This is a genomic window from uncultured Caulobacter sp., assembly GCF_937900395.1.
Lineage (GTDB): Bacteria > Pseudomonadota > Alphaproteobacteria > Caulobacterales > Caulobacteraceae > Caulobacter.
This window is the reverse complement of the sequence record NZ_CALCDX010000252.1, coordinates 1-25,962: the sequence shown is the minus strand read 5'-3', so window position 1 is coordinate 25,962 and position 25,962 is coordinate 1. Positions and strand designations below refer to the sequence as shown.

The 25,962-nt window shown below is 65.9% G+C and carries 19 protein-coding genes, 2 tRNA genes and 1 pseudogene; 8 read left to right on the top strand and 14 right to left on the bottom strand.

Annotated elements, in window-relative coordinates:
• The first annotated feature begins 141 nt into the window (after positions 1 to 141).
• Entirely contained in the window at positions 142 to 1,134 is a 993-nt protein-coding gene (locus Q0379_RS23890) for an LLM class flavin-dependent oxidoreductase (protein WP_299017795.1), read from the top strand.
• Here the strand turns inward: Q0379_RS23890 and Q0379_RS23885 are convergent.
• From Q0379_RS23885 to clpX, 6 genes are all read right to left on the bottom strand, one after another.
• Complete coding sequence (locus Q0379_RS23885; RefSeq protein ID WP_366519350.1) at positions 1,131 to 2,306, bottom strand: glycosyltransferase family 1 protein; 1,176 nt, start codon at positions 2,304 to 2,306, stop codon at positions 1,131 to 1,133. The two genes, Q0379_RS23890 and Q0379_RS23885, sit on opposite strands and share 4 nt — an antisense overlap.
• A 301-nt stretch (positions 2,307 to 2,607) precedes the next feature.
• The gene (locus Q0379_RS23880) at positions 2,608 to 3,333 is read right to left on the bottom strand and encodes an SPFH domain-containing protein (RefSeq protein WP_299017792.1); all 726 of its coding nucleotides are present in this window, start codon (positions 3,331 to 3,333) and stop codon (positions 2,608 to 2,610) included.
• 274 nt (positions 3,334 to 3,607) lie between these two features.
• Positions 3,608 to 3,682: transfer RNA gene (locus tag Q0379_RS23875), tRNA-Val, on the bottom strand.
• A gap of 108 nt (positions 3,683 to 3,790) precedes the next feature.
• Positions 3,791 to 4,069 carry an HU family DNA-binding protein gene (locus Q0379_RS23870; RefSeq protein ID WP_013079364.1) on the bottom strand — a complete coding sequence of 93 codons (279 nt, stop codon included), beginning with the start codon at positions 4,067 to 4,069 and terminating at the stop codon, positions 3,791 to 3,793.
• 143 nt (positions 4,070 to 4,212) lie between these two features.
• A complete protein-coding gene (gene lon, locus Q0379_RS23865) occupies positions 4,213 to 6,612 on the bottom strand; it encodes an endopeptidase La (protein ID WP_299017786.1) in 2,400 nt (799 codons plus the stop codon).
• 396 nt (positions 6,613 to 7,008) lie between these two features.
• Positions 7,009 to 8,271: an ATP-dependent protease ATP-binding subunit ClpX gene (gene clpX / locus Q0379_RS23860; protein ID WP_004615159.1), complete on the bottom strand. Its 1,263-nt coding sequence runs from the start codon at positions 8,269 to 8,271 to the stop codon at positions 7,009 to 7,011.
• Between the two features lie 338 nt (positions 8,272 to 8,609).
• Between clpX and Q0379_RS23855 the strand changes: the two genes are divergently transcribed.
• On the top strand, positions 8,610 to 9,284 hold the full coding sequence (locus tag Q0379_RS23855; RefSeq protein ID WP_299017781.1) for an HAD-IB family hydrolase: 675 nt from the start codon (positions 8,610 to 8,612) through the stop codon (positions 9,282 to 9,284).
• 79 nt (positions 9,285 to 9,363) lie between these two features.
• On the opposite strand, the gene Q0379_RS23850 is transcribed toward Q0379_RS23855, so the two are convergent.
• The 6 genes from Q0379_RS23850 to Q0379_RS23825 form a co-directional block, all read right to left on the bottom strand.
• Entirely contained in the window at positions 9,364 to 9,993 is a 630-nt protein-coding gene (locus Q0379_RS23850; protein ID WP_299017797.1) for an ATP-dependent Clp protease proteolytic subunit, read from the bottom strand.
• Between the two features lie 180 nt (positions 9,994 to 10,173).
• Positions 10,174 to 11,532, bottom strand: coding sequence for a trigger factor (tig, locus tag Q0379_RS23845; protein WP_299017778.1), 1,359 nt, complete (start codon positions 11,530 to 11,532; stop codon positions 10,174 to 10,176).
• 181 nt (positions 11,533 to 11,713) lie between these two features.
• Positions 11,714 to 11,798 (bottom strand) — tRNA-Leu (locus Q0379_RS23840).
• Positions 11,799 to 11,842: 44 nt separating this feature from the next.
• Entirely contained in the window at positions 11,843 to 13,294 is a 1,452-nt protein-coding gene (locus tag Q0379_RS23835) for an NAD(P)H-hydrate dehydratase (RefSeq protein WP_299017773.1), read from the bottom strand.
• Between the two features lie 10 nt (positions 13,295 to 13,304).
• Positions 13,305 to 13,874, bottom strand: coding sequence for a histidine phosphatase family protein (locus tag Q0379_RS23830; RefSeq protein ID WP_299017770.1), 570 nt, complete (start codon positions 13,872 to 13,874; stop codon positions 13,305 to 13,307).
• Between the two features lie 4 nt (positions 13,875 to 13,878).
• Positions 13,879 to 15,429 carry an acetyl-CoA acetyltransferase gene (locus Q0379_RS23825; protein WP_299017767.1) on the bottom strand — a complete coding sequence of 517 codons (1,551 nt, stop codon included), beginning with the start codon at positions 15,427 to 15,429 and terminating at the stop codon, positions 13,879 to 13,881.
• 237 nt (positions 15,430 to 15,666) lie between these two features.
• Here Q0379_RS23825 and Q0379_RS23820 point away from each other — a divergent pair, with 237 nt between their 5' ends.
• The 3 genes from Q0379_RS23820 to Q0379_RS23810 all read left to right on the top strand — a co-directional run bounded on the left by Q0379_RS23820 (position 15,667) and on the right by Q0379_RS23810 (position 19,939).
• A complete protein-coding gene (locus tag Q0379_RS23820; protein ID WP_099535744.1) occupies positions 15,667 to 16,005 on the top strand; it encodes a P-II family nitrogen regulator in 339 nt (112 codons plus the stop codon).
• Positions 16,006 to 16,050: 45 nt separating this feature from the next.
• Entirely contained in the window at positions 16,051 to 17,460 is a 1,410-nt protein-coding gene (gene glnA / locus Q0379_RS23815; protein ID WP_299017759.1) for a type I glutamate--ammonia ligase, read from the top strand.
• Between the two features lie 301 nt (positions 17,461 to 17,761).
• Positions 17,762 to 19,939 carry a TonB-dependent receptor gene (locus tag Q0379_RS23810; RefSeq protein WP_299017755.1) on the top strand — a complete coding sequence of 726 codons (2,178 nt, stop codon included), beginning with the start codon at positions 17,762 to 17,764 and terminating at the stop codon, positions 19,937 to 19,939.
• A gap of 59 nt (positions 19,940 to 19,998) precedes the next feature.
• Here the strand turns inward: Q0379_RS23810 and Q0379_RS23805 are convergent, their stop codons facing one another.
• Positions 19,999 to 20,388: a putative quinol monooxygenase gene (locus Q0379_RS23805; protein ID WP_299017752.1), complete on the bottom strand. Its 390-nt coding sequence runs from the start codon at positions 20,386 to 20,388 to the stop codon at positions 19,999 to 20,001.
• Between the two features lie 201 nt (positions 20,389 to 20,589).
• On the opposite strand from Q0379_RS23805, the gene Q0379_RS23800 reads away from it, so the two are divergent.
• From Q0379_RS23800 to parE, 3 genes are all read left to right on the top strand, one after another.
• A complete protein-coding gene (locus Q0379_RS23800) occupies positions 20,590 to 22,062 on the top strand; it encodes an amidohydrolase (RefSeq protein WP_299017749.1) in 1,473 nt (490 codons plus the stop codon).
• On the top strand, positions 22,062 to 23,414 hold the full coding sequence (locus Q0379_RS23795) for an amidohydrolase family protein (RefSeq protein WP_299017746.1): 1,353 nt from the start codon (positions 22,062 to 22,064) through the stop codon (positions 23,412 to 23,414). Before Q0379_RS23800 ends, Q0379_RS23795 begins: the two co-directional genes overlap by 1 nt.
• A 206-nt stretch (positions 23,415 to 23,620) precedes the next feature.
• Positions 23,621 to 25,723 carry a DNA topoisomerase IV subunit B gene (parE, locus tag Q0379_RS23790; protein ID WP_299017743.1) on the top strand — a complete coding sequence of 701 codons (2,103 nt, stop codon included), beginning with the start codon at positions 23,621 to 23,623 and terminating at the stop codon, positions 25,721 to 25,723.
• Here the strand turns inward: parE and Q0379_RS23785 are convergent.
• Positions 25,677 to 25,908 (bottom strand): annotated as a pseudogene (locus Q0379_RS23785) (hypothetical protein). The gene parE and the pseudogene Q0379_RS23785 overlap by 47 nt on opposite strands.
• Positions 25,909 to 25,962 lie beyond the last annotated feature (54 nt).

Sequence of the window (25,962 nt, the reverse complement as noted above, 5' to 3'; positions counted from 1 at the left end):
AGTTGGTTAGAGCGCCGGCCTGTCACGCCGGAGGTCGCGGGTTCGAGCCCCGTCATTCGCGCCACCGTCCAGTGGCCCTCAAACATCAGAACAGTTTTCGCAACGCCTTGAGTTGCGGACGTCGAGCGCCATCTAGCGTTGATGGTCGCTTATCCCCGCTTCTCCGTCCTCGACCTGGCTCCGGTTCCGCAGGGAACCGACGTGGGCCAGGCCCTACACAACAGCCTCGATCTGGCTCGGCACGCCGAGCGACTCGGTTTCCACCGCTATTGGCTGGCCGAACATCACAACATGCCAGGCATCGCCAGCGCGGCCACGGCCGTGGTCATCGGTCATGTGGCCGGCGGCACCTCGACGATTCGGGTCGGCTCCGGCGGCGTGATGCTGCCCAACCACGCCCCGCTGATGGTCGCCGAGCAGTTCGGCACATTGAATGCGCTCTATCCCGGACGGATCGACCTGGGCTTGGGGCGCGCGCCGGGCACCGACCAGGCGACGACGCGCGCGTTGCGGCGCTATGCCGGCGCGGTCGATTCGTTCACTCAGGATGTCGTCGAACTGCAGCACTGGTTCAAACCGGCGACGGCGGACCAGAGCGTTCGGGCCGTCCCCGGCGAAGGACAGGACGTGCCGATCTGGATCCTCGGCTCCTCCACCTGGGGCGCGCAACTGGCTGCGGCCCTGGGCCTCCCTTACGCCTTCGCCGCCCACTTCGCGCCCGACGCCCTACTGGACGCCCTGCTCCTCTATCGCCGTCACTTCAAGCCGTCGGAAGCCTTGGACAAGCCCTACGCGATGGTCTGTATCGGCGTCTGCGCCGCCGATACCGACAAGGAGGCCGCGCGTCTGGCGACCTCGACCCAGCAGCAGTTCCTGGCGCTGCGCCGTGGACGGCCCGGCCTGCTGCCGCCCCCGGTCGACGATATCCGCGAACACGCCTCGCCCGCAGAGCTGGCCGGCCTGGACCACACGTTCCAGTACTCCGCCATCGGCTCGCCCGAGACGGTAAAGCGCAAGATCGACCAGGTTCTGGATATGACCGGCGCGGATGAGCTGATGGCGGCGTCCCAGATCTACGATCATGCCGCGCGCAAGCGCAGCTACGAAATCCTGGCGGGACTGCGCCCCGCCTAGTGATCGCGCAGCTGGGATAGTCCGCCGAAGGCTTGGCGCCCCGTCAGGCCGCCATAGATGAAACAGAGCTGGCGGAACACCGCGTCCCATCCGTGCCGCTCCACGGCGCGCCGCCGTGCGGCGACGCTGATGGCGGCGAGGTCGCGCGCGAACAGGGCCTCGACCGCTTCAGCGAAGGCGCTGGGCTCGGAGCGCACGGCTAGCTGCCCCACCTCGTCATCGACCGACTCGGCGACGCCGCCCGCGGCGACGCCGACAACCGGAAGGCCGCAAGCCATGGCTTCCAGCACGATAAGGCCGAAAGGCTCATTGTCGTTGGCGTGTACGAAAGCATCGCAGCTGGCCAGGATGCCCGCCAGTTCGGCGGGATCGCGGACATAATCCAGGCTGAGGGCGCGATCACTGACCGGCGCGCCGCCCCCCGCGCCGACGAACAATAGCTTGTAGGGCGCGCCCAGCCGCTCGACCGCGCCGACCAGGACATCAAGGCGCTTCTCCCGCGCCGGCCGGCCCGCAAAGACCAGCAGCTTCTCGTGAGAGGCCACGCCCAGCCGGCGACGCAGCGCCTCGCGATCCGCCCGGCTCGGATGAAAAAGCTCGGTGTCGACACCGAGCGGCAAGCCGATGGCGTTGTGTACGCCCGCCTCGATCAATCGGCCGGCGATGAACCGGCTGGGCGCCACGGCCTGGTCGAACTGTCGATAGACGGCGGCCCAGCGCTTCTGGACAGGCTTCTCAGCCCATTCGCCGATGTGCAACGCCGCCAGCTTGCCGAGATCGGTGTGACAGAAGCCGACGACGGGAACACCCAAGGCGTCCCCCGCCCTCAGAGCCGCCAAACCGGGCGTATAAGGATCTCCGGCCTCGATGATGTCAGGCCTCTGACGAATCAACCGCTCCATCCAGGCGGCTTTCACCACCGGCCAGCGATAGCCTGCTCCGAACGGCAGCGGCGCGGCGTAGATCGAGACCCGTCCTTTGCCATCGTAGGAATCCCTCGCCCCGGGGACGACCAGGGTATGGCGAACGGCGGGCCTGTTCGCCGCCAGCCATGCCCGCTTGGACGAGAGATATCGGCGAACGCCGCCGCTACGCGGCGCGTAGAGCATGGTCGTGTCTACGAGACGGACAGTGTCAAACGGCGGATCGATCTCGGCGGAAAAGCTATTCAGGCCGAACGGCCGATCCGTTCTCGTATCCGTCACGCCGAATCCTCATCGTTACGCCAGGCCTCCCCATTCGGCCTTGGATCGATAAAGCTTTTGCGACAGCTAGGGTTCCTCGCCGTTCCCGGACGATTTCCGAGCAACGCCGCGCCGCCCTAGCGCTTCGCGTAGCAATACCTCGACTTGTGCGTTCACGCTACGCAACTCGGACGCCGCCAGTCGCTCGATGGCCGACAGGACCTCTGGGCTGACGCGCATCAGGAATGCGCGCCGCCCGCCCTTGGCGTCATTTTGGCCGCTCGCCACGTCAGCCGTAGAGCGTGCCGGTGTTGACCACGGGCTGGGCCTCGCGATCGGCGCAGAGCACCACCAGCAGATTGGAGACCATCGAGGCGCGGCGCTCGTCGTCGAGCGTTACCACGCCGCGCTGGCTCAATTGGTCGAGAGCGCTCTCCACCATGTCCACAGCGCCGGCGACAATCGTCCGCCGCGCCGCCAGAACCGCCTCGGCCTGCTGACGCTTCAGCATCGAGCCGGCGATCTCCGGCGCATAGGCCAGATGCATCAGGTGCGCCTCGTCGATCGCGACGCCGGCGACGGCGGTGCGCTGCTGCAGATCCTTGCGCAGGCGATCCCCCACCTCTTCGGCGTCCGCCCGCAGCGTGGGCTCGCCCTCCTCGGCATGGTCGTAGGCGTAGTGCGAGGCGACCTCGCGCAAGCCCGTCTCGATCTGGATGTTCACGAAGGCGGCGTAGTCATCGACGTCGAACAGCGCCTGTGCGGAGTCCCTGACACGCCACACGATGTTGGCGGCGATCTCGATCGGGTTGCCGCGCTTGTCATTCACCTTCAGCGTCTCGCTGGTGACGTTACGCACCCGCAGGCTGATCTTCTTGCGGCCATACCAAGGCAGGATCCATCGCAGGCCTGTCGCACGGTCCGTGCCCACGTAAGAGCCAAACAGGGTGATCGCGTAGGCCTCGTTCGGCTGCAGAGAATAGAAGCCGCACGACACCAGGATCGCGAGGCTCACGCACGCCGCGCCGGATAGCGTGAAAAACGCGCCGCCGCCGTCTCGCGCCTGAAGGAGCAGCCAAATCCCGAGTCCTAGAAGCAAGGGCGCGGCCAATAGCGCGACACCCCCGTTCACGCCAGCGTACGGGCGTTCGTTGGTCGGGTTGATGGTCCGGGTCTCAGACATGACGCACCTCCAGCTTTGCGATCAAAGTGATATCACTTTGATCGCAGACTCCAAGCGAAAGCGCGACCTTGGACCGAAGGCCCAATGCCTTGGCTATGAAGAGGAATGGTGGGCAGTGAGGGGATCGAACCCCCGACCCTCTCGGTGTAAACGAGACGCTCTACCGCTGAGCTAACTGCCCTCTGAGGCCGCCGCTTCTAGCGGGCGCGCGCGTTCGGGCAAAGCCCGAAATACGAAAGGCGGAACGTCAGCCCCCGCGACGCCCCGCCTCCCTTAAGCGGAAACTGGATCAGCCGTTCAGCGACGACTTCAGGCCTTCGCCGACCTGGAAACGCGCGGTCTTCGACGCGGGACGGTTGACCGTCTCGCCCGTCCGCGGATTTCGCGCGGTGCCCGCGGCGCGGGTCACGGCCTTGAACGTGCCGAAACCGACCAGGCGCACGTCCTGGCCCGACTTAAGGGAGTCGGTGACGGCGTCGATGAAGGCTTCCAGCGCGTCTTTGGCTTGGTTCTTGTTGATGCCCGCCTTCTCGGCGATCGCCGTGACGAGTTCGGCTTTTGTGGTCATGTTTTTCTCCCAGCCTGAGCTGCGACGTGTTTTCGCTTACGGCGCTGAGCTCGCCCGGGATTATGGCGGTAGAAAAGGCCTCGTCAAACGAGAGCGGCGCGGGAAACTCCCGCGCCGCATAAGTTATCATCAATAAGTTACGCTTAGTGCGTCAAGATGGCGTCGCTGTCGCCCTCATCCTTCTTCGCAGACGCAGCAATCGGCTCCTCGGCCTCATTCCACTCGACCGGGGTGAGCGGACCGGTCAGGGCGTGCTTGAGCACCTCGTCGACCGTCGAGACCGGAATGATCTCCAGGCCGTCCTTGACGCTCTGAGGCACGTCCACGAGGTCCTTCTCGTTCTCCTGCGGGATCAGCACGGTCTTCACGCCGGAGCGCAGGGCCGCCAGCAGCTTCTCCTTCAGACCGCCGATGGCGGTGACCCGGCCACGCAGGGTGATCTCGCCGGTCATGGCGATATCCTTGCGGATCGGGATGCCGGTCAGCACCGATACCATGGCGAGAGCCATGGCGATGCCGGCCGACGGACCGTCCTTGGGCGTGGCGCCGTCCGGCACGTGGATGTGCACGTCGGTCTTCTCGAAGACCGGCGGCTTGATGCCGAACTGCAGGGCCCGCGAGCGGACATAGCTGTTGGCCGCCGCGATCGACTCCTTCATCACGTCCTTGAGGTTGCCGGTGATCTGCATGCGACCCTTGCCCGGCATCTTCACGGCTTCGATGGTCAGGATATCGCCGCCGAACTCCGTCCAGGCCAGACCGGTGACGATGCCGACCTGGTCGACCTCGTCGGTCTCGCCGTAGCGGTACTTCTTGACGCCAGCGTACTTGGCCAGGCGCTCGTCGTCGATCGTGATCGAGGCCAGCTTCTCGCGGGCCAGGTCACGGACCGTCTTGCGCGCCAGGGCGCCCAGTTCCCGCTCCAGCGACCGCACGCCGGCTTCCCGGGTGTAGTAGCGGATGAGGTCGCGGATCGCCTTGTCCGGCACGATGAACTCGGCAGGCTTCAGGCCGTGATCCTTGGCCAGCTTGGGCAGGATGTGCCGCTTGGCGATCTCCAGCTTCTCATCCTCGGTGTAGCCGGGGATGCGGATGATCTCCATGCGGTCCAGCAGCGGCTGGGGCATGTTCAGGCTGTTGGCCGTCGTGACGAACATCACCTGCGAGAGGTCGTAATCGACCTCCAGGTAGTGGTCGCCGAACGTCGAGTTCTGCGACGGATCGAGCACTTCCAGCAGCGCCGAGGCGGGATCGCCGCGGTAGTCGCTGCCCATCTTGTCGATCTCGTCGAGCAGGACGAAGGCGTTCGTGGTCTTGGCCTTCTTCATCGACTGAATGACCTTGCCGGGCATCGAGCCGATGTAGGTGCGGCGGTGACCGCGGATCTCGGCCTCGTCGCGCACGCCGCCGAGGCTCATGCGCACGAATTCGCGCCCAGTCGCCTTGGCGATCGACTTGCCCAGCGAGGTCTTGCCGACGCCCGGAGGACCGACGAGGCACAGGATCGGCCCCTTCAGCGAATTGGTGCGCGCCTGGACGGCCAGGTACTCGAGGATCCGCTCCTTGACCTTTTCCAGACCATAGTGGTCGGCGTCGAGGATGCCTTCGGCCTCGGGAAGGTCGATCTTCTTGGTCTTGGCCTTGCCCCACGGGATCGACAGCAGCCAGTCCAGATAGTTCCGGACCACCGTGCTTTCGGCCGACATCGGGCTCATGTTGCGCAGCTTCTTCAGCTCGCCCTCGGCCTTGGCCCGGGCTTCCTTCGAAAGCTTGGTCTTCTTGATGCGCTTTTCGAGATCGATCAGCTCGTCGCGAGCATCATCGGGATCGCCCAGCTCGCGCTGGATCGCCTTCATCTGCTCGTTCAGATAATATTCGCGCTGGGTCTTCTCCATCTGGCGCTTCACGCGCGAGCGGATCTTCTTCTCGACCTGCAGCACCGAGATCTCGCCTTCCATGAGGGCGAAGACCTTTTCCAGGCGCTTCACGACGTCGAAGATCTCCAGCAGGTTCTGCTTGTCGCCGATCTTGACGGACAGGTGCGCGGCGATGCTGTCGGCCAGCTTGCCCGGCTCGGCGATCTGCGGGATCGACGCCAGGGCTTCCGGCGGCACCTTCTTGTTCAGCTTGACGTAGTTTTCAAACTGCTCGACGACCGCGCGCGACAGGGCCTCGGCCTCGGGACCCGCGCCTTCGTCTTCGCTGACCTCGCCGATCTGGGCCTCGTAATAGGCCTCCTGGTCGGTGAACTTCACGACGGCCGCGCGGCCCTTGCCCTCGACCAGCACCTTCACGGTGCCATCGGGCAGTTTCAGCAGTTGCAGGACGGTGGCCAGCACGCCGACGTCGAAGATGTCGCCCGGCGCCGGATCATCATCCGCCGAGTTCTTCTGCGTCACGAGCAGGATCTGCTTGTCGCCGCGCATCACTTCCTCGAGGGCGCGCACGGATTTGTCGCGGCCCACGAAGAGCGGCACCACCATATGCGGGAAAACAACGATGTCCCGCAGCGGCAAGACAGGAAGCGTACGTAGTTCGGACATGTGCTCAATACTCCCGGCCGCGGCGGGGGAAGCGCCTTGGCCATGCGGGCCGCCGTCACGTCAGACGATGCGCCTGAGTCGATCGGCCCGTCCGCCCTGGACTGGGCGGAATGTCGTTATTTATGTGGACGTTTTACAACACGGTTCAAGCGCACTCGCCTCACAGCGGCGAGAGGTCGCGCATGTCCGGTCAAGTTGAAACGGGCATGCCCCATGCGAGCGCTCATGAGGCGAGTTCATCCAAGATCTGGACTTTAAAGCGCTTTCTCTAGCCTCGAGGCGTTGTGGCGCCCGCGCCTCACCGTCGGGACAACGCCACGCCCCAAAGCGGGTTATCCACGAAAAAGGGCGCGCCTCCGCAAGGAAGACGCGCCCTGGATCTCAGAAAGCGAGCGATCAGGCCGAGGCCGCGCCGCCCTTCTTCTCCGCGTAGATCAGCAGCGGCTGAGCCCGGCCTTCGACGACCTCGGCGTTGACCACCACCTCCTCGACGCCCTCGTAGTTGGGCAGCTCGAACATGGTCTCGAGCAGGATGCCTTCCATGATCGAACGCAGGCCGCGCGCGCCGGTCTTGCGGGCGATGGCCTTCTTGGCGACCTGATGCAGGGCGTCGTCCGTGAAGGTCAGGCCGATGTTCTCCATCTCGAACAGGCGCTGGTACTGCTTGACGAAGGCGTTCTTCGGCTCGGTCAGGATCTTGACCAGGGCGGCCTCGTCGAGGTCTTCCAGGGTCGCGACCACCGGCAGACGACCGATGAATTCCGGGATCAGGCCGAAGCGCTGCAGATCGTCGGGCTCGACGTTCCGCAGGATCTCGCCCGTCCGGCGCTCTTCCGGATCGGTCACCTTGGCGCCGAAGCCGATCGACTTGGCCGCGCCGCGCGCCGAGATGATCTTCTCGAGCCCGGCGAAGGCGCCGCCGCAGATGAACAGGATGTTCGTCGTGTCGACCTGCAGGAACTCCTGCTGCGGATGCTTGCGCCCGCCTTGCGGCGGCACGGAGGCGACGGTGCCTTCCATGATCTTCAGCAGGGCCTGCTGAACGCCCTCGCCCGACACGTCGCGGGTGATCGAGGGGTTGTCGGACTTGCGGCTGATCTTGTCGATTTCGTCGATGTAGACGATGCCGCGCTGAGCGCGCTCGACGTTGTAGTCGGCGGCTTGCAGCAGCTTCAGCACGATGTTCTCGACATCCTCGCCGACGTAACCGGCTTCGGTCAGCGTCGTGGCGTCGGCCATCGTGAACGGCACGTCGATGATTCGAGCCAGGGTCTGGGCCAGCAGGGTCTTACCCGTACCGGTCGGACCGACCAGGAGGATGTTCGACTTGGCCAGTTCGACGTCGTTGTTCTTCGACGCGTGGTTGAGGCGCTTGTAGTGATTGTGGACCGCCACCGCGAGAACCTTCTTCGCGTGGCCTTGCCCGATTACGTAGTCGTCCAGGACTTCGCAGATTTCGCGCGGCGTTGGCACGCCGTCCTTGGACTTCACGAAGGCGATCTTGTGCTCTTCGCGGATGATGTCCATGCAGAGCTCGACGCATTCATCACAAATGAACACCGTCGGTCCCGCGATGAGCTTGCGCACCTCGTGTTGGCTCTTTCCGCAGAAAGAACAGTAGAGAGTGCTTTTCGTGTCGCCGCTCGCGGCTTTCGTCATGATCGCTTCTCACACTATGGCGACATACGGCTCTAACGCCGAGACGCCCCTCCGAGCGCATAAGCCGCCACCGAAGCAGCCAGGATATACGCCGGGAGTTGTCTAATCCTTGACATTCCCCGATCCGGGCGCGCTTCACAAGCCTTGCCAGCGCCTTTCCCGCCTCAAACGCTTCAACGCGCCGGATCGTGTCATGACCTCGCCATCTAAATTGGGCGATTGGCGCTCGGGTGCAAGCGTTGCGCGACTTGGCCCTTACCGCCATCCCTCGAAGCTCTTATTACGAGGACTGGAATCGTGTGGAACCGGCGCGCGTCACGCGACGGCATGGAAGGTTGATGGCCAAACGTTCGTTGATGTCGAAGGGGTTGAGCGCCTCGCGCCCGATGACCGGCGAAATGGGTCATGAGCGCGCATTGGTCGCCTTCGACTTCGACGGCACCTTGACCGTCAAGGACAGCTTCAACGCCTTCCTGAAATGGCGCGCCGGACCTCGGCGATGGACGCGCGGCGTGCTGCGGCTGACCCCCGCCCTGCTGACCTACGTGTTCGATCGCAACCGCGGAAAACTCAAGGCCGCCGCGGTTCGCGAGTTCCTGAAGGGCGCGACCGTCGCCGAGATCGAGGCCGACGCGCGGGCCTTCGCCCAGGCCTTCGCCCCCTCCATGCTACGCCCGGACGCCGTAGCGGTCTGGCGCGCCTGGCGAGCGAAGGGCGCGCGGATCGTGATCGTCACCGCTTCCCCCGAAATCACCGTCGCGCCGTTCGCGCGCGGCCTGGGGGCCGACGTCCTGATCGGCACGCGCCTGACCTGCTCGGAGGACGGACGGATCCTCGGCGGGCTCGACGGCGCCAACTGCCGCGCCAAGGAAAAGGTTGTCCGCCTGCGCGAGGTTTTCGGGCCGGACGTCCATCTGACGGCCGCCTATGGCGACACCTCGGGCGACACCGAAATGCTCGCGATCGCCGAGGAGAAGGGCTACCGGATCTTCCGGGGCAAGCCGGTCACCTGAGCGGATTAGCCGCACCCTCCGAGCAAGAAAAAAGCCGCCGATCGATGACCGGCGGCTCTTCTTTTAGCTGAGCGGCAGCTTATTCAGCGCCGGCCTCGGCGGCTTCGCGCGTGTCGTAGACGTGGTCGACCAGGCCCCAGGCCTTGGCTTCGTCGGCGCTCATGAAGTGGTCGCGGTCGAGGGTGCGCTCAACCTCTTCATAGGTGCGGCCGCAGTGCTTGACGTAGATCTCGTTCAGGCGACGCTTGGTCTTGATGATGTCCTCGGCGTGGCGCTCGATGTCCGAGGCCTGGCCGCGGAAACCGCCCGACGGCTGGTGCACCATGATGCGGGCGTTCGGCAGCGAGATGCGCTGGCCAGCGGCGCCGGCGGCGAGCAGCAGGCTGCCCATCGAGGCGGCCATGCCCATGCACACCGTCGAGACCGGGCTCTTGATGTACTGCATGGTGTCGTAGATCGCGAGGCCAGCCGTCACCACGCCGCCCGGCGAGTTGATGTACATGGCGATTTCCTTCTTGGGGTTCTCGGACTCCAGGAAGAGAAGCTGCGCGCAAATCAGGCTGGCCATGCCGTCCTCGACCGGACCGGTCAGGAAGATGATCCGCTCCTTCAGCAGCCGCGAGAAGATGTCGAACGCGCGCTCGCCGCGGCTGGTCTGCTCGACCACCATCGGCACGAGGTTCATGGCCGTCGAAACCGGATCGTACATCATGGGGTATCACCCTTTTCGTGTGTCTGGGCGGCGAAAACGAATCAGCCCCCGCGCGCCGTCGACAACGCATATCGCGTGGCGCTTAACAGGTTGCAAGGCGCGGACGAAAACCTCCAAGCATGAAAAAAGGCGCGGCCCTTTCGAACCGCGCCTCGTTTCGTAAGCCTTGGACGGCGATTAGCCGCCGTAGCCTTCCGGCAGGTCGTCTTCTTCCAGGAGCTCGTCCTTGGAGACTTCCTTTTCCTCGACCTTGGCCTTGCCGAAGATCAGGTCGACGACCTTGTCTTCGTAGATCGGGGCGCGCAGGGCCGCCTGCAGGTCGGCGCGCTGGCGGTACATGTCGAACACCTGCTGAGCTTGCGCGCCGTATTGGCGGGCTTCGCGCATGATGGCGTCGGTCAGTTCCTGGTCGGTGACGACCACGTCGTTCTTGCGGCCGATCTCGGCGAGCACCAGACCCAGGCGCACGCGGCGCTCGGCGATCTTGCGGTACTCCGACTGCAGTTGGTCGTCCGACTTCTCGGCGTCTTCCGGCGGCAGGCCGCCGCGGGCCTTGTCGGCCTCGACCTGTTGCCAGATGCCGGCGAACTCGGCTTCCACCATGCGCGGCGGCAGCGGGAAGTCGTGCTTGGTGTCCAGCACGTCCAGCAGGGCGCGCTTCAGCTTGAAACGCGAGGAGTTGTCGTAGCGGCCCGACAGGTTCGAGCGCAGCAGCTCCTTCAGGGCGGCCAGGTCCGACAGACCCAGGCGCTTGGCCAGCTCGTCGTCGGCCTTGCCGTCGACCGGAGCGCGGACTTCGGTCACCTTGGTGGCGAACTCGGCGTCCTTACCGGCCAGATCCTTGGCCTGGTATTCTTCCGGGAACTTGACCTTCACGACGATTTCGTCGCCCGGCTTGGCGCCGACCAGCTGGTCTTCGAAGCCCGGGATGAACTGGCCCGAACCCAGAACCAACTCGGCGCCCTCGGCCTTCCCGCCGGCGAACTCGACACCGTCGATCGTGCCGACGAAGTCGATCAGCAGCTGGTCGCCGTCCTTGGCCTTCACGGTCTTGCCCGTGCGCGGCTCGTAGGTGCGAGCCTGCTTGGCCAGCTCGTCCAGGGCCTCGTCGACCTCAGCGTCGGTGACCTTGTAGACCGGCTTCACCAGCTCGATCGAAGCCGGGTCGATCGGCTCGAATTCCGGCATGACTTCGACGGCCAGTTCGAAGGCGAGGTCCTCGCCGCCGGCGATAACCTTTTCCATGTCCGACGACGGGTTCAGCTCGGGCTGACCGGCCGGACGCAGCTTGTTCTCGTCGAGGACCTTCTGAGTGGTCTCGTTCAGCGCCTGCTCGATGACTTCGCCCATCAGGGCCTTGCCATACATGCGGCGGACGTGGGCCGTCGGCACCTTGCCGGGACGGAAGCCCTTCACGTTCATCTGCGGGGCGACTTCGGCGATCCGCGCATCCAGACGCGTGGCCAGTTCACTCGCGGGCACCGTGACGCCAAAAACGCGGCTGAGGCCTTCGCCCGACTTTTCAACGATCTGCATCGACATTCTTAATTTTCGGGTCGGGGCGCCGGGCGCCCGAGCTCCGCCCTGGGGTCCAAAAGATCGACGCCGCCCGCGAGGACCGGGGCGGCGAAAGAGCGCCCTTATGTCACGACGTGCGCGAGCATCCAAGAGCGGCGGCGATAAAACTCACACGCGCCCGAAAGCCCGGTGAGAAGAGTGGTGCGGATGAGAGGACTCGAACCTCCACGCCTCGCGGCGCTGGAACCTAAATCCAGTGCGTCTACCAGTTTCGCCACATCCGCGTGCGAGGGGGATTACGGACTCGAAGCGCGACGCGCAAGTCCAGTCAGCGTTTCGCGTAGAGCTCACCCAGCACCGCGGGCGCCAAACCAGGAAGATCCTCGGCTATGAGGCCAGGCCCATGGCGTGCGCCACACGCCGCATGGATCCAGGCGCCGGCGCAGGCGGCCTCGAAACTCTCCATGCCCTGGGCGATCAGCCCGCCGATGAAGCCGGCCAGCACGTCGCCCGATCCGGCGGTCGCCAGCCAAGGCGTACCGTTCAGCAGGACGGCGGCCCTGCCGTCCGGCGCGGCGACGACCGTATCAGGCCCCTTCAGCAGCACCACGGCGCCGGCGCGCCGAGCAGCCTCGCAGGCGGCCGTAATCCGCTCGGGCGACTTGGCCAGGAGCCCCGTGAAGACACGCTCGAACTCTCCCGGATGCGGCGTCAGGACGTCGTCGCGATCGAGGCAGGCGAACAGGTCTTCCGGATCATAACGGAAGCTGGTCAGCGCGTCGGCGTCCACGACCATCGCCGCGCCGGTGCGGGCCAGGGCCTGCAGATTGCGCGCGGTCGCCTCGCCGACGCCCGCGGCGGGTCCGATGATCACCGCGTCCGCCTCTTCCGCGGCCAAGGCGAGTTCGGCATCGGATTCGAACGGCGCCAGCATGACCGCCTCCAGGTGCGCGGCGTTCACCGCCAGCGCGCTTGGCGGAGACAGCACGGTCACCGCGCCCGCGCCGATGCGAAGACCGCCGCGGGCCGAGAGGCGGGCCGCGCCGGTGTTCCAGGCTTCGCCGCTGACGACCTTCAGCCGCCCCCGGCTATGCTTGTGCGCGTCGAAGGCCGGCCATGGGAAACGCGAAAGCCACAGTTCTGGGTCGTTCTCGAACAGATCTACGGCGTCGACTGTCTCCAGTCCAATGTCCGCCAGCACGATCTCGCCGCAGGCGTCACGCCCTTCCGCCAAGACGTGGGCGGGCTTTCGACGATGGAAGGTCACCGTGGTCTCGGCGCGGAAGGCGATGCCGCCCAGGGCTCGCCCCGTATCGCCATGGACGCCAGAGGGCGTGTCGACCGCCACGACTTGAACCCCAGCCTCTCGCGCGGCCCGCGCAAGCTCTGCGACCTGCCCCTCAAGGGGGCGCGACAGTCCCGCGCCAAACAGCGCGTCTATGTAAAGATATTCGAGCGCGGGTCGCGGAGACAATGGTCGAACCTCGCCCTTCCATCGCGAAGCAGCCCACCGCGCGGCCTCGGTCGCGGGCGGAAAGGCCGCCTCCACCACGACCGGCCATCCGCGTCGCTTCAGGTGACGGGCCGCGACATAGCCGTCGCCGCCGTTGTCGCCAGGTCCGCACCAGACAACGACCGGACGCCGCGCATACCGATCCCGGATCGCCGCCGCGACCGCTTCGCCAGCTCGCTCCATCAACACTTGGGTCGGCGTACCGCCGGCCACGGCCGCGCAGTCGGCCGCAGCCATCTGGGCGACGGTCAGGATCTCTCGCGCCACGGCGACTCCTTCAAAGCACTTGGCTCTGAGCTTCGCGCCCTTTCTCCGCCAGGATCAAGCGGTCGGCCTCCACGCGAAAAACGGACCGCGAGCAATGGTCGGGGCGAAAGGCCATGACGCGCGGGTCTCCCGTCGCGGTCGCGACCGCGGCGTTCAAGGCGACGAAATGGCTGAACACCGCCTTTCCCTGATGGTCCATCAGCGCGCTCGCCACGCTCTGGGCCCAGGCCGCATAGTCCAGATCACCGAAGACCTCGGCCCAAAGCCCCCCGAAAGCCTGCCGAAGCCAATCGGGCCGTTCGGCGGCGGACAAGGCCGCGGGCGTCGGGATTTCACCGACCCGAGGATCGATCTCAACCTCCACGCCCAAGGCTTCAGCCAGCGGCGCGGCGGTTTCGCGGCAACGCCTCAAGGGTGAAGACACCACACGATCGGGCCTGTCGTTCGCCGGCAGAGCCATGATCTCGCGAGCGACCGCCCTCGCCTGCTCCAGGCCCACGGCGTCCAGGCCCGGATCGTCATCGGATCCGCCCCAGGTCGAGGCGGGCTTGCCATGACGAATGACGTGAATGAGGCCCATGCGCTCAGTCCGGCGTGAAGAGATTGCGGACGCCGTCCGGATGCGGCCCGACTGTTCCGGTCCGCCCGACGCCTTCCCGCATCTCCAGGTCCTTCAGTACGGCGGGATCGTCCGGCGTCTGGGCGACGAAGCGGCGATCCTGGGCGTCTCGGCCGATCACGATCCCCATGCGAACGCCCTCGCGACCATGGACAACCGTGTAGGTCTCGATCCGGGCACTTCCCTCTGGCTTCTCGACGATCTCGGGATGGGGCAAGGCGTCGATCTGAGCCTGGATCACGGAGGGCGACTGCCGCTCCCAGCGGCCTTCGACGGGCTTGGTCGAATAGATGCCAACGGACTGCTTGGTCAGGAACCAGCCATTGGCGGTCGACAGGCCATAAGCGCCGGGCCGCGCGCGCAGCCGGGTCACCATCTCGGCGATCGCGTGAAGGGCGTAGTTGTTCCCCGGGCCACCGAAGTAGGGTAAGCCGCCGGTCACGGTCAGCCCCCGGGGATCGTCCAGCGCCAGGCCCAGTTCCTCGGCCCCGATCCGCACGGCCGACGGAAAACACGAATAGAGGTCGATCAGCGACAGGTCCGCCGCCGTGATCCCCGCCATCTCGAAGGCGCGCTCGCCGGTCAGGCGCATGGCGGGGCTGGAGTGGTAGTTCTGCCGCTCCAGCGGATACCAGAGGTCGGACGCGTCGGCGCAGCCGTGCAGAAAGACCCACTTGTCCTGAGGGACGCCCAACTCCCGCGCCTTGCGGACGCTGGCGATCAGAACGGCGGCCGACTGATCGACCTCCATGATCGCGTTGAGGTACTTCGGATAGGGGAAGCCGACCATGCGGTTGCGGTCCGTGACCGTGACCAGTTCCTCGGCCGAACGCTCAACCGGAAACCAGGCGTAGGGGTTGGCGGCGGCTACCTTGGTGAAGGGCGCGAAGAAGGCGCCCAGGGCCTTCTGGTGGTCCTCGATCGACCGGCCATCCCGCGCCCTCAGCGCGTTCTCGAACAGCGGGTAGGTATTGACCGGATAACCCAGCCCATGCGCCGCCTCCTGCGGCGTCACGCCCGGGCGAGGATCGCCGATCCGCTGGGGCTTGCTGTCGATGTCGTCAGCCCAGCCGTCGAAGCCCAGGCCGCCCTTCATCCGCTTCATCAGCGAACCCAGAAACTCCACACCGCTCACGAGCGCCAAGTCCGCGTCGCCCTGCGCGATGCGTTCGCAGACGACGTTGACCGCCTGTTGGGGGCTATTTCCTCCCGTCTCGGTATAGACGCTCCAGGCTGGCGAGGCGGAAACAGCGCGGGCGAGCGAGGCCGGCGGATCACTCAACCTAGGCAACGGAAGCTTAGACAACCCTCCGGGGGCGTCGATGCTGAACGCGATGACCGCCAAAGCGTCCAGATCGGCAAGAACAGACCCTGTCAGCCCCGCATCAAGCGCGGCGCGTTCCGCCGCAACTTTCAGCAATTCCAGAGGCGGCGGCGAATTTCCCGGATCTCCGCGATACGTGAATTGGCCTGCGCCGATCAAAACCGGCGTGTCATCGCGCATCTTCACCCCCATTCAAACGCTCGTTGGAGGCGATCCTAGGGGCGAAACCGAGCGCCGCAAGGCTATTTGGGCGACATTCCGTCAATGCACCAAAAAGCGGCGCCTTTAGCGTAATTTTTGAACAGCTGCCTGGAAGTCAACCGATCGGTCAGGTTTGTGGCGGCCGCTCGCTTGCGGGCGCCGGGGCGCCGTGATGGTTGCGCGCTCAGAGAAGGCGGTTCGCCGCCGACGGGCCCGAAAGTGGAACCGATGAAGAAAATCGAAGCCATCATCAAGCCGTTCAAGCTGGATGAGGTGAAGGAGGCCCTGCAGGACATGGGCGTCCAGGGCATGACCGTGCTCGAAGCCAAGGGTTATGGCCGTCAGAAAGGCCATACCGAACTCTATCGCGGCGCCGAGTACGTCGTGGACTTCCTCCCCAAGATTAAGGTGGAGGTCGTTGTCGAGGACAGCCAGCTGGAGCCTGCGCTGGAAGCCATCACCCGCGCCGCCCGCACCGGCCGCATCGGCGACGGCAAGATTTTCGTCTCGGAGATCGCGGAAGTGATCCGCATCCGAACCGGAGAAAACGGTCCGGCCGCCGTCTAGGCCTGACCGACAACACTTACGAGAGTTCTACAAAGGGGATACGGAATGACCACCGCCAAGGATATCCTGAACCTGATCAAGGAAAAGGACGTCAAGTACGTCGACGTCCGCTTCACCGACGTGCGCGGTAAGATGCAACACGTCACGTTCGACATCGACCTGGTCGACGACGACTTCCTGAACGACGGCACGATGTTCGACGGCTCGTCGATCGCCGGCTGGAAGGCCATCAACGAGTCGGACATGAAGCTGCGCCCCGACCTGTCGAGCGCGATCATCGACCCCTTCTATCAGCAGACCACGCTGGCGCTGTTCTGCGACGTCGTGAACCCCGACACCGGCACCCCTTACAACCGCGACCCGCGCTCGATCGCCAAGGCCGCGCTGAACTACCTGAAGTCGGCCGGCGTGGGCGACACCGTCTATTTCGGCCCGGAAGCCGAGTTCTTCATCTTTGACGACGTGCGCTGGTCGACCGCTCCGCATCACACCAGCTACTCGTTCGACTCGACCGAACTGCCGGTGAACTCGGGCAAGGAATATCCGGAAGGCAACATGGGTCACCGCCCGGGCCCGAAGGGCGGCTACTTCCCGGTCAACCCGGTCGACAGCTGCCAGGACCTGCGCGGCGAAATGCTGGCCGTCATGGGCGAGCTGGGCATGAAGCCGGAAAAGCACCACCACGAGGTGGCCCCGGCCCAGCACGAACTCGGCCTGAAGTTCGACACCATGGTCACCATGGCCGACCGGATGCAGCTCTATAAGTACGTCATCCACAACGTCGCCGCCGCTTACGGCAAGACGGCCACCTTCATGGCCAAGCCGATGTTCGCCGACAACGGCTCGGGCATGCACGTGCACCAGTCGATCTGGCAGGACGGCAAGCCGCTGTTCGCCGGCGACAAGTACGCCGGCCTGTCGCAGGAATGCCTGTGGTACATCGGCGGCATCATCAAGCACGCCAAGGCCATCAACGCGTTCTCGAACTCGACGACGAACTCGTACAAGCGCCTGGTGCCGGGCTACGAAGCCCCGGTGAAGCTGGCCTATAGCTCGCGCAACCGCTCGGCCTCGATCCGCATCCCGCACGTCGACAGCCCGAAGGCCAAGCGTCTGGAAGCCCGCTTCCCCGATCCGATGGGCAACCCCTATCTGACCTTCGTCGCCCTGCTGATGGCCGGCCTGGACGGCATCATCAACAAGATCGACCCGGGCGCCCCGGCCGACAAGAACCTGTATGACCTGCCGCCCCGCGAGCAGAAGAAGATCCCGGAAGTCTGCGGCTCGCTGCGCGAAGCCCTGGAAAACCTGGACAAGGACCGCGCCTTCCTGAAGGCCGGCGGCGTCATGGATGACGATTTCATCGACAGCTACATCGAGCTGAAGATGGAAGAGGTGATGCGCCTGCAACTGCACCCGCACCCCGTCGAATTCGACATGTACTACAAGTGCTAAGGGCTAACGCCTGAAGACAGACGAAGGGCCGGAGAGCGATCTCCGGCCCTTTTTCGTTGCACGCCGCAAGAAGATCCGCGCCCAAAACTGAGAATGATTTATTACTTACAGGCAGCGGCTGAACAAAAATGTCGCAACTTCGCAACAGAACCGACGTAATCGACCCTTTCAGGTCCAAATCGCGTGGCGAGAGATATCCGCCAGGCCAAGACTTGGCCTATCGCAGCGCAAACGGAATCGCCGCCAACGCTCCAGTCAGAACGAGCGACCCGGCGTCCTAGATTCACAACAGGATCTCTCCATGCCCAAGCTCAACAGCTCCCTTCGTCGCGCCCTGACTCTGTCGTGCGGACTGACCGCCCTGACCACGGCGATGGTCGTCGCCCCGGCGGCGTTCGCCCAGGACACCAAGGTCGGCGAGATCATCATCACCGCCCAGAAGCGCAGCGAAAACCTGCAGGACGTGCCGGTCTCGGTGGCCGCCATTGGCGGCGAAAAGCTGCAATCGACCTTCGCCGCCGGCGAAGACATCCTGGCCCTGTCGGCCAAGGCCCCGGGCCTCTACGCCGAGTCCTCGAACGGCCGCGCCGCGCCGCGCTTCTACATCCGCGGCCTGGGCAACGCGGATTTTGACCTGGCCGCCTCGCAGCCTGTCTCGATCATTCAGGACGAAGTCGTCCTCGAAAACGTCGTGCTGAAGAGCTCGCCGCTCTACGACCTCGACCACGTCGAGGTGCTGCGCGGCCCGCAAGGCACCCTGTTCGGCCGCAACACGACCGCCGGCATCATCAAGTTCGACACCATCAAGCCGACCGAAGAGATGAAGGGCCGCGCCACGGCCACCTACGGCAGCTACAACACCATCACCTTTGACGGCGGCGTCGGCGGCGCCCTGGTCGAGGGCAAGGTCGCGGCCCGCGCCTCGGTGCTGATCCAGCACCGTGATAACTGGATCGACAACACCTACACCAAGAAGAATGACGCCCTGGGCGGCTTCGACGAAAAGGCCGGCCGCCTGCAGGTGCTGTTCACGCCCAACGACAAGCTCTCGGCCCTGTTCAATGTCCACGCCCGCGACCTGGACGGCACGGCCGCCGTGTTCCGCGCCAACGTGCTGACCAAGGGCTCGAACAAGCTCAACAGCAACTACGATCGCGACAAGGTCGCCTACGACAACACCGCCAACAACCCGCAGAAGTACAAGGGCTACGGCGCGTCGGCGAACATCCAGTACGACTTCGACGGGGCCAAGCTGACCTCGATCACTGCTTACGAGAACACCCACGGCTCTAGCCTGGGCGACATCGACGGCGGCAACCCGAATGGTCCGGGCTTCATCCCGTTCCAGTCGAACACCCGTGACGGCATCAAGAACCTGTTCCAGTGGACCCAGGAGGTCCGCCTGGCCAGCGACACCGACGGTCCGCTGACCTGGCAGGTCGGCGGTTTCTACTTCGACACCAAGTACGACATCCGCACTGATCCGTTCTACATCCCGGCCACGACCCTGCGTCAGAAGAACAAGGCCTGGGCGGTGTTCGGCCAAGCGTCGTACGCAGTGAACGACCAACTGAGCCTGACGGGCGGCCTGCGCTACACCGACGACGACAAGGACATGCGGGTGGTGTCGGGCAACAGCGCCGCCCCCGTCTCTGTTTCCGACTCCAAGGTCAGCTGGGACCTGTCGGCCTTCTACAAGCTGGACGAAGACGTCAGCGTCTACGCCAAGGTCGCCTCGGGCTTCCGGGGCCCGTCGATCCAAGGCCGCGACATCGCCTTCGGCTCGCCGGCCTCGACCGCCAAGTCCGAAACGATCATGTCGTACGAAGTGGGCCTGAAGAGCGAGCTGTTCGACCGTCGCGTCCGCCTGAACGGCGCGGTCTTCACCTACACGATCGACGACCCGCAGTTCAGCGCCGTCGGCGGCGGCTCGAATTCCAACCGCCTGATCAACGCCAAGAAGGGCGAGGCTTACGGCCTGGAACTGGACAGCGAATTCGTCGTCACCCCGAACTTCGTCGTCACGGCCGGCTACAGCTACGCCCACACCAAGATCAAGGACAGCACCCTGGCCGTCGCGCCGTGCGCCGCCTGCACCGTCACGGATCCGCTGAACGCCGCCGGCCAGGCCCTGGTGAACGGCAACCCGTTCCCGAACGCCCCGAAGTACACCTTCGACTTCACGGCGCGCTATAGCTACCCGATCGCCTCGGGCGAGCTGTTCGCGTTCACCGACTGGAAGGTTCAGGGCTACACCAACATCTTCCTGTACCAGTCCAAGGAGTTCTACACGAAGGGCGACTTCGAGGGCGGCCTGAAGCTGGGCTACGCTAACAAGGAAGGTGGTTGGGAAGTGGCGGCCTTCGCCCGCAACATCACCAACGAGAGCAACATCAAGGGCGCGATCGACTTCAACAACCTGACCGCGTTCGTCAACGAGCCGCGCGTGATCGGCGTCTCGATCGACGCTCACTTCTAAGATCGCCAGATCTGGAAAAGACGAAGGCCGCGGAGCGATCCGCGGCCTTTTTCTTGTCTTCAGACCTTGAGGCCCTGCCCCACCACCGGCTCGGTCTCGAAATGCTGCGGAAAGCCCGCGATGATCGGTCGAGCCTTGGCGATCGCCGCCTGTACGGCGGGCAGTTTCAGCGAGGCGGCGTGGGCGTCCTTGTCGGTCCAGACCTCCGTGATCCATAGCGCGTCGGCGTTCGCGGGGTCCTTGGCGATCACATAGCTCAGACAACCCGGCATTCCGGCGGTGCTCTCGCCGAGGATCGCCAGAAGCTCGTCCCGCTTGCCAGGCGCCGCCAGCATCTGGCCGATCAGTCCGTACATGGATTTCCTCTCCTCAGATTGCGCGGTTCCAGAAAGAGCCATCACGGCCAAGCCCCCTGCCAGCGCCCCTCGCCTGTCCAACTCGACACCCATTATTTCGCTCCCCTCCGCCAAAGCCGGATATGACCGGGACGAGCCGGATCATGTCAGCAGCCAGCATATTGGGCGACAGGCGCGGCCCCTACGGCAGGCGCAAGTTTTTCGCTGGCGATCGGCTTCATCGAACATTGTCCGACTTGATAAGGCGCGACTTTTCGTCTGTCCTTTCGCCCTCTTCGAGAGTCGGGGTTTTTCATGATCAGATGGCGTTACGCGGCGACCGCCGCGAGCCTGCTCGCGCTGGGGCTTTCGGCCTGTGCGACCACCGGGACGAGCGCTCCCGCCAAGTCCGCCCAAGCGAGCGCCAAGCCCGCTGAGAAGGCCGAGATCAAGCCGCTGCCCAAGGGTTTGGACGGTCAGGCGTCGAACGGCTTCCCGTCGACCTACAAGCCCCTTCCCTCGCGTCCGACCGCCTTCGTCGGCGCGACCGTCCTGACCGCCACCGGCCAGCAGATCGAGAACGGCGTGGTCATTGCCTCGGGCGGCAAGATCGTCGCCGTGGGCGGACCGGACACGCCGATCCCGGTCGACGTCGTCAAGGTCGATGCGACCGGAAAATGGATCACGCCAGGCGTCATCGACGCCCACAGCCACCTCGGCGTCTACCCCTCGCCTGGCGTCTCGGCGCGCTCGGACGGCAACGAGGCCACCGACCCGAACACCGCCCAGGTCTGGGCCGAGCACTCGGTCTGGCCGCAGGATCCGGGTTTCAACCGCGCCCGCGCCGGTGGCGTCACGACCCTGCAGATCCTCCCCGGCTCGGCCAACCTGTTCGGCGGCCGTTCGGTGACGCTGAAGAACGTGCCGTCACTGACGACCCAAGGCATGAAGTTCCCGGATGCGCCCTACGGCCTGAAGATGGCCTGCGGCGAGAACCCCAAGCGCGTCTACGGCGGTCGCGGTCGCTCGCCCTCGACGGCGATGGGCAACGTCTTCGGCTACCGCAAGGCCTGGATCGACGCGGCCGACTACGCCCGCAAATGGGACGACTTCCGCGCCAAGCAGCAGAAGGGCGAGAAGGGCGATGCGCCCAAGCGCGACCTGCAGATGGAGACCCTGGCCGGCGTACTGAAGGGTGAGATCCTGGTGCAGAACCACTGCTACCGGGCCGATGAAGAAGCCACGATGATCGATATCGCCAAGGAGTTTGGCTATAAGATCACGATGTTCCATCACGCGATCGAGAGCTACAAGATCGCGCCCCTGCTGGCCAAGGAAGACATCTGCTCGGCCACCTGGGCGTCGTGGACCGGCTTCAAGATGGAAAGCCTGGACGGCATCGACGCCAACGCCGCGATCCTGTGGAAGAACGGCGCCTGCGTCGTGATCCACTCGGACGATCCGATCATGACCCAGCGGCTGAACCAGGAGGCCGCCATCGCCATGGCCGCTGGCGCCAAGCTGGGCGTCGACATCCCGCGCGCCGAGGCGATCAAGTGGATCACCGCGAACCCGGCCAAGGCCATGGGCATCGGCGACAAGACCGGCAGCCTCGAGCCCGGCAAGGCCGCCGACATCGTGGTCTGGAGCCGCGACCCGTTCAGCGTCTACGCCCAGGCCGAGAAGGTCTTCATCGACGGCGCGCTGATCTACGATCGCAAGGACGCGCGCTATCAGCCCAAGTCCGATTTCGAGCTCGGCCAACCCGGCCAAGGAGCGTTCAACTGATGATCCGGTCCCTGCTTTTCGCCAGCGCCGCTTGCGCCCTGGCCTTCCCCGCGGCGGCCCAGACGGTCGCTATCGTCAACGCCCGCATCGAGCCGGTCTCCAGCGCCGCGATCCCGAACGGGACCTTGGTAATCAAGGACGGCAAGATCGCCGCCCTGGGCGCCAAGGTCACGGTTCCGGCCGGCGCCAAGGTGATCGACGCCAAGGGCGGCGTCGTTACCCCGGGCTTCATCGCGCCGTCCTCGAACCTCGGCGCCGCCGAGGTCAACGGCGTGCGCGAGACCCGCGACGACGGCACCGGCAATGCGCTCTCGGCCGCCTTCGACATCAGCTACGGCATCAACCCGGCCTCGACCTTCATCGGCCTGGCCCGCGACGGCGGCATCACCAGCTCGGCGGTGACGCCCGTCCTCACCGGGACCGGCGGCGGCGCCCACGAGCACGCCGACGACGGCGTGGTCGAGGAGATGACCGCCGGCAAGTCCGGCGACGGCGATCCGCCGCTGTTCGGCGGCCAGGCGGCCTTCATCCGGTTGAAAGCCGGCGCGCCCGACATCGTCGAGGCCTCGAAGCTGGCCGTCACCGTCTCGCTGGGCGAGAGCGGCGCACGGGCGGCCGGCGGCTCGCGCGGCGCGGACCTCGTCCTGATCCGCTCGGCCCTCGAGGACGCCCGCGCCTTCGCCGCCCGCCGCGCGGCGTTCGAGCAAGGCGCCACCCGCGACTTCGGCCTCTCGCGCCTGGACCTCCAGGCCCTGATCCCCGTCGTGCAGGGCAAGATCCCGCTTCTGATCCGCGTCTCCCGCGCCGCCGACATCCGTCAGGCGCTGAGGCTGGCGGCCGAGGAGAGGGTCAAGATCGTCCTCGAAGGCGTCGAGGAAGGCTGGATCGTCGCCCCCGAGATCGCCAAGGCCGGGGTCCCGGTCATCGTCGATCCGCAGGACGACCTGCCCGGCAGCTTCGAGACCCTCGGCTCGCGCCTCGACAACGCCGCTCGCCTGAACGCCGCCGGCGTGTCGGTGGCGATCAATGGCTCGCGCGACTTCAACAACCTGCGCCAGGAGCGGCTGAACGCTGGTCTCGCGGTCGCCAATGGCCTGCCCTACGCGGCCGCCCTGGCCGGCGTGACCTTGATCCCAGCCAAGATCTGGGGCCAGGACGGCAAGGTCGGCTCGCTGGAGGTCGGCAAGCTGGCCGACGTCGTGGTCTGGAACGGCGACCCGCTGGAGACCAGCAGCTGGCCGACCACGGTCCTGGTCGGCGGCGTCGAGCAGCCCAAGGACGGCCGCCACGAGCAGCTGAAGGCCCGCTACGTCGCCAGCGACCAGAGCGGCTATCCGCCGGCTTATCGCTAGGCGGGAGAGCGCCCCCTCCGGCCCTCCGGGCCACCCCCCCCCCCCGTTTTCCGGGGGAGGATGCTCTCCTCCTCCCTCGCGAAGCGGGGGAGGTGGCGCGAGGCGAAGCCTCGTGACGGAGGGGGCGTCCCCCAACTTTCTCTTTTCAGGGGAAGCCAGGCCCGCCATACGAGGCCCCCGCGTTCGAATCGCCTAGACTTCCGCTGATGTCCTCCTCCGATAACACCCCCTCCCTGTTTGGCGACGACGACGCGCTGGCGCCCGTTCCCGCCGCGCCGTTCAAGGCCAGCGTCGAGCCGCACGTCGAGGCGCCGCCGCGCCCGATCCCGCCGCCGCCTCCCTCGTCGAAGCCCGCCTCCGCGCCCGCCGGCAAGCCCGGCGAGTACTCGGCCGCCGACATCGAGGTGCTGGAAGGCCTGGAGCCGGTCCGCAAGCGGCCGGGCATGTACATCGGCGGCACCGACGAGCGGGCCCTGCACCACCTGTTCGCCGAGGTGCTTGACAACTCGATGGACGAGGCCGTGGCCGGCTTCGCCAAGACCATCGAGGTCAAGCTCGACGCCGACGGCTACCTGTCGGTCAAGGACGACGGCCGCGGCATGCCCGTGGACCCGCACCCCAAGTACCCGGGCAAGTCGGCGCTGGAGGTCATCATGACCGTCCTGCACGCCGGCGGTAAGTTCACAGGCAAGGCCTACGAGACCTCCGGCGGCCTGCACGGCGTCGGCGCCAGCGTGGTCAACGCCCTGTCCGAGCGCGTCGAGGTCACCGTCTGGCGCGACGGCTTCGAGCACCTGCAGGTGTTCGCCCGCGGCAAGCCTCTGGGCCCCATCCAGCAGGTCGCCCCGTCGAAGAAGAAGGGCACCATGGTGCGCTTCAAGCCCGACGACGAGATCTTCGGCGAGGGCTGCGGCTTCAAGCCGGCGCGCCTGTACCGCATGGCGCGGTCGAAGGCGTACCTGTTCCGCGGCGTCCAGATCAAATGGTCCTGCGATCCCTCCCGCATCCATGACCAGACCCCGGCGGAAGCGACCTTCCACTTCCCCAACGGCCTGGCCGACTTCCTGGCCGAGCGCAGCAAGGGCCTGGCCACCATCACCCCCGAGAGCTTCTCGGGCCGCATCGAGCGCCAGGGCGAGGCCGGCGCCGTCGAGTGGGCCGTCACCTGGACGCCCCAGGGCTTCGGCGAGCACGACGGCTTCATGCAGTCGTACTGCAACACCGTCCCGACGCCCGAGGGCGGCACCCACGAGAGCGGCTTCCGCGCCGCCCTGACCCGCGGCCTCAAGGCCTATGCCGAGCTCAAGGGCGAGAAGCGCGGGACGATCATCACCGCCGACGACGTCGTCGCCCAGGCCGGGGCGCTGATCTCGGTGTTCATCAAGAACCCCGAGTTCCAGGGCCAGACCAAGGAGAAGCTCTCCACCAGCGAGGCCCAGCGCTTCGTCGAGCAGGCCCTGCGCGACCCGTTCGACCTGTGGCTCTCATCCAGCCCGAAAAACGCCCAGGCCCTGCTGGAATTCGTCATCGAGCGGGCCGAGGAGCGCCTCAAGCGGCGCAAGGACAAGGAAGTCTCCCGCGCCTCGGCGACCCGCAAGCTGCGCCTGCCCGGCAAGCTGGCCGACTGCGCCGGCGGGGCCGTCGACGGCGCCGAGCTCTTCATCGTCGAAGGCGACAGCGCCGGCGGCTCGGCCAAGCAGGCCCGCGACCGCAAGTACCAGGCGATCCTGCCCCTGCGCGGCAAGATCCTGAACGTCGCTTCGGCCAGCGGCGAGAAGTTCACCGCCAACAAGGAGCTGTCGGACCTGATGCTGGCCCTGGGGGCCCAGGGCGGATCGAAGTACCGTGAAGAGGATCTGCGCTACGAGCGGATCATCATCATGACCGACGCCGACGTCGACGGCGCCCACATCGCCTCCCTCTTGATCACCTTCTTCTACCGCACCATGCCGGACGTGATCCGCCAGGGGCACCTGTTCCTGGCCCTGCCGCCGCTGTACCGCATCAGCCACGGCGGCAAGTCCGAATATGCCCGCGACGACGCCCACAAGGACGAGCTCTTGGCCACGGTCTTCAAGGGCAAGAAGCCCGAGATCGGCCGCTTCAAGGGCCTGGGCGAGATGATGGCCTCCCAGCTGAAGGAGACCACCATGGACCCGGCGAAACGCACCCTGGCCCGGGTGACCCTGCCCCGCAGCGAGGAGGCGGTGGAAAGCCTGGTCGAGACCCTGATGGGCCGGAAACCCGAGCTGCGGTTCAGGTTCATCCAGGAAAACGCCGAGTTCGCGGCGGCGGACCTGGATCTCTGACGCGGTAAGCGCCCCCTCCGTCACGATGCTTCGCATCGCGCCACCTCCCCCGTTTCACGGGTGAGGAGGAACGCCATCCTCCCCCGCCCGCGGGGGAGGTGGATCGGCGCGGAACGCGACGAGACGGAGGGGGCGCTCTACTAGGCACGCCTCCGCCGCTTCACGCGGCCTGCCGCTGAAGGGATGGAAAGGGACGCGGAGCGCCGGACGACGTCCGGAGTTCTGTGTGTTGTTACCGT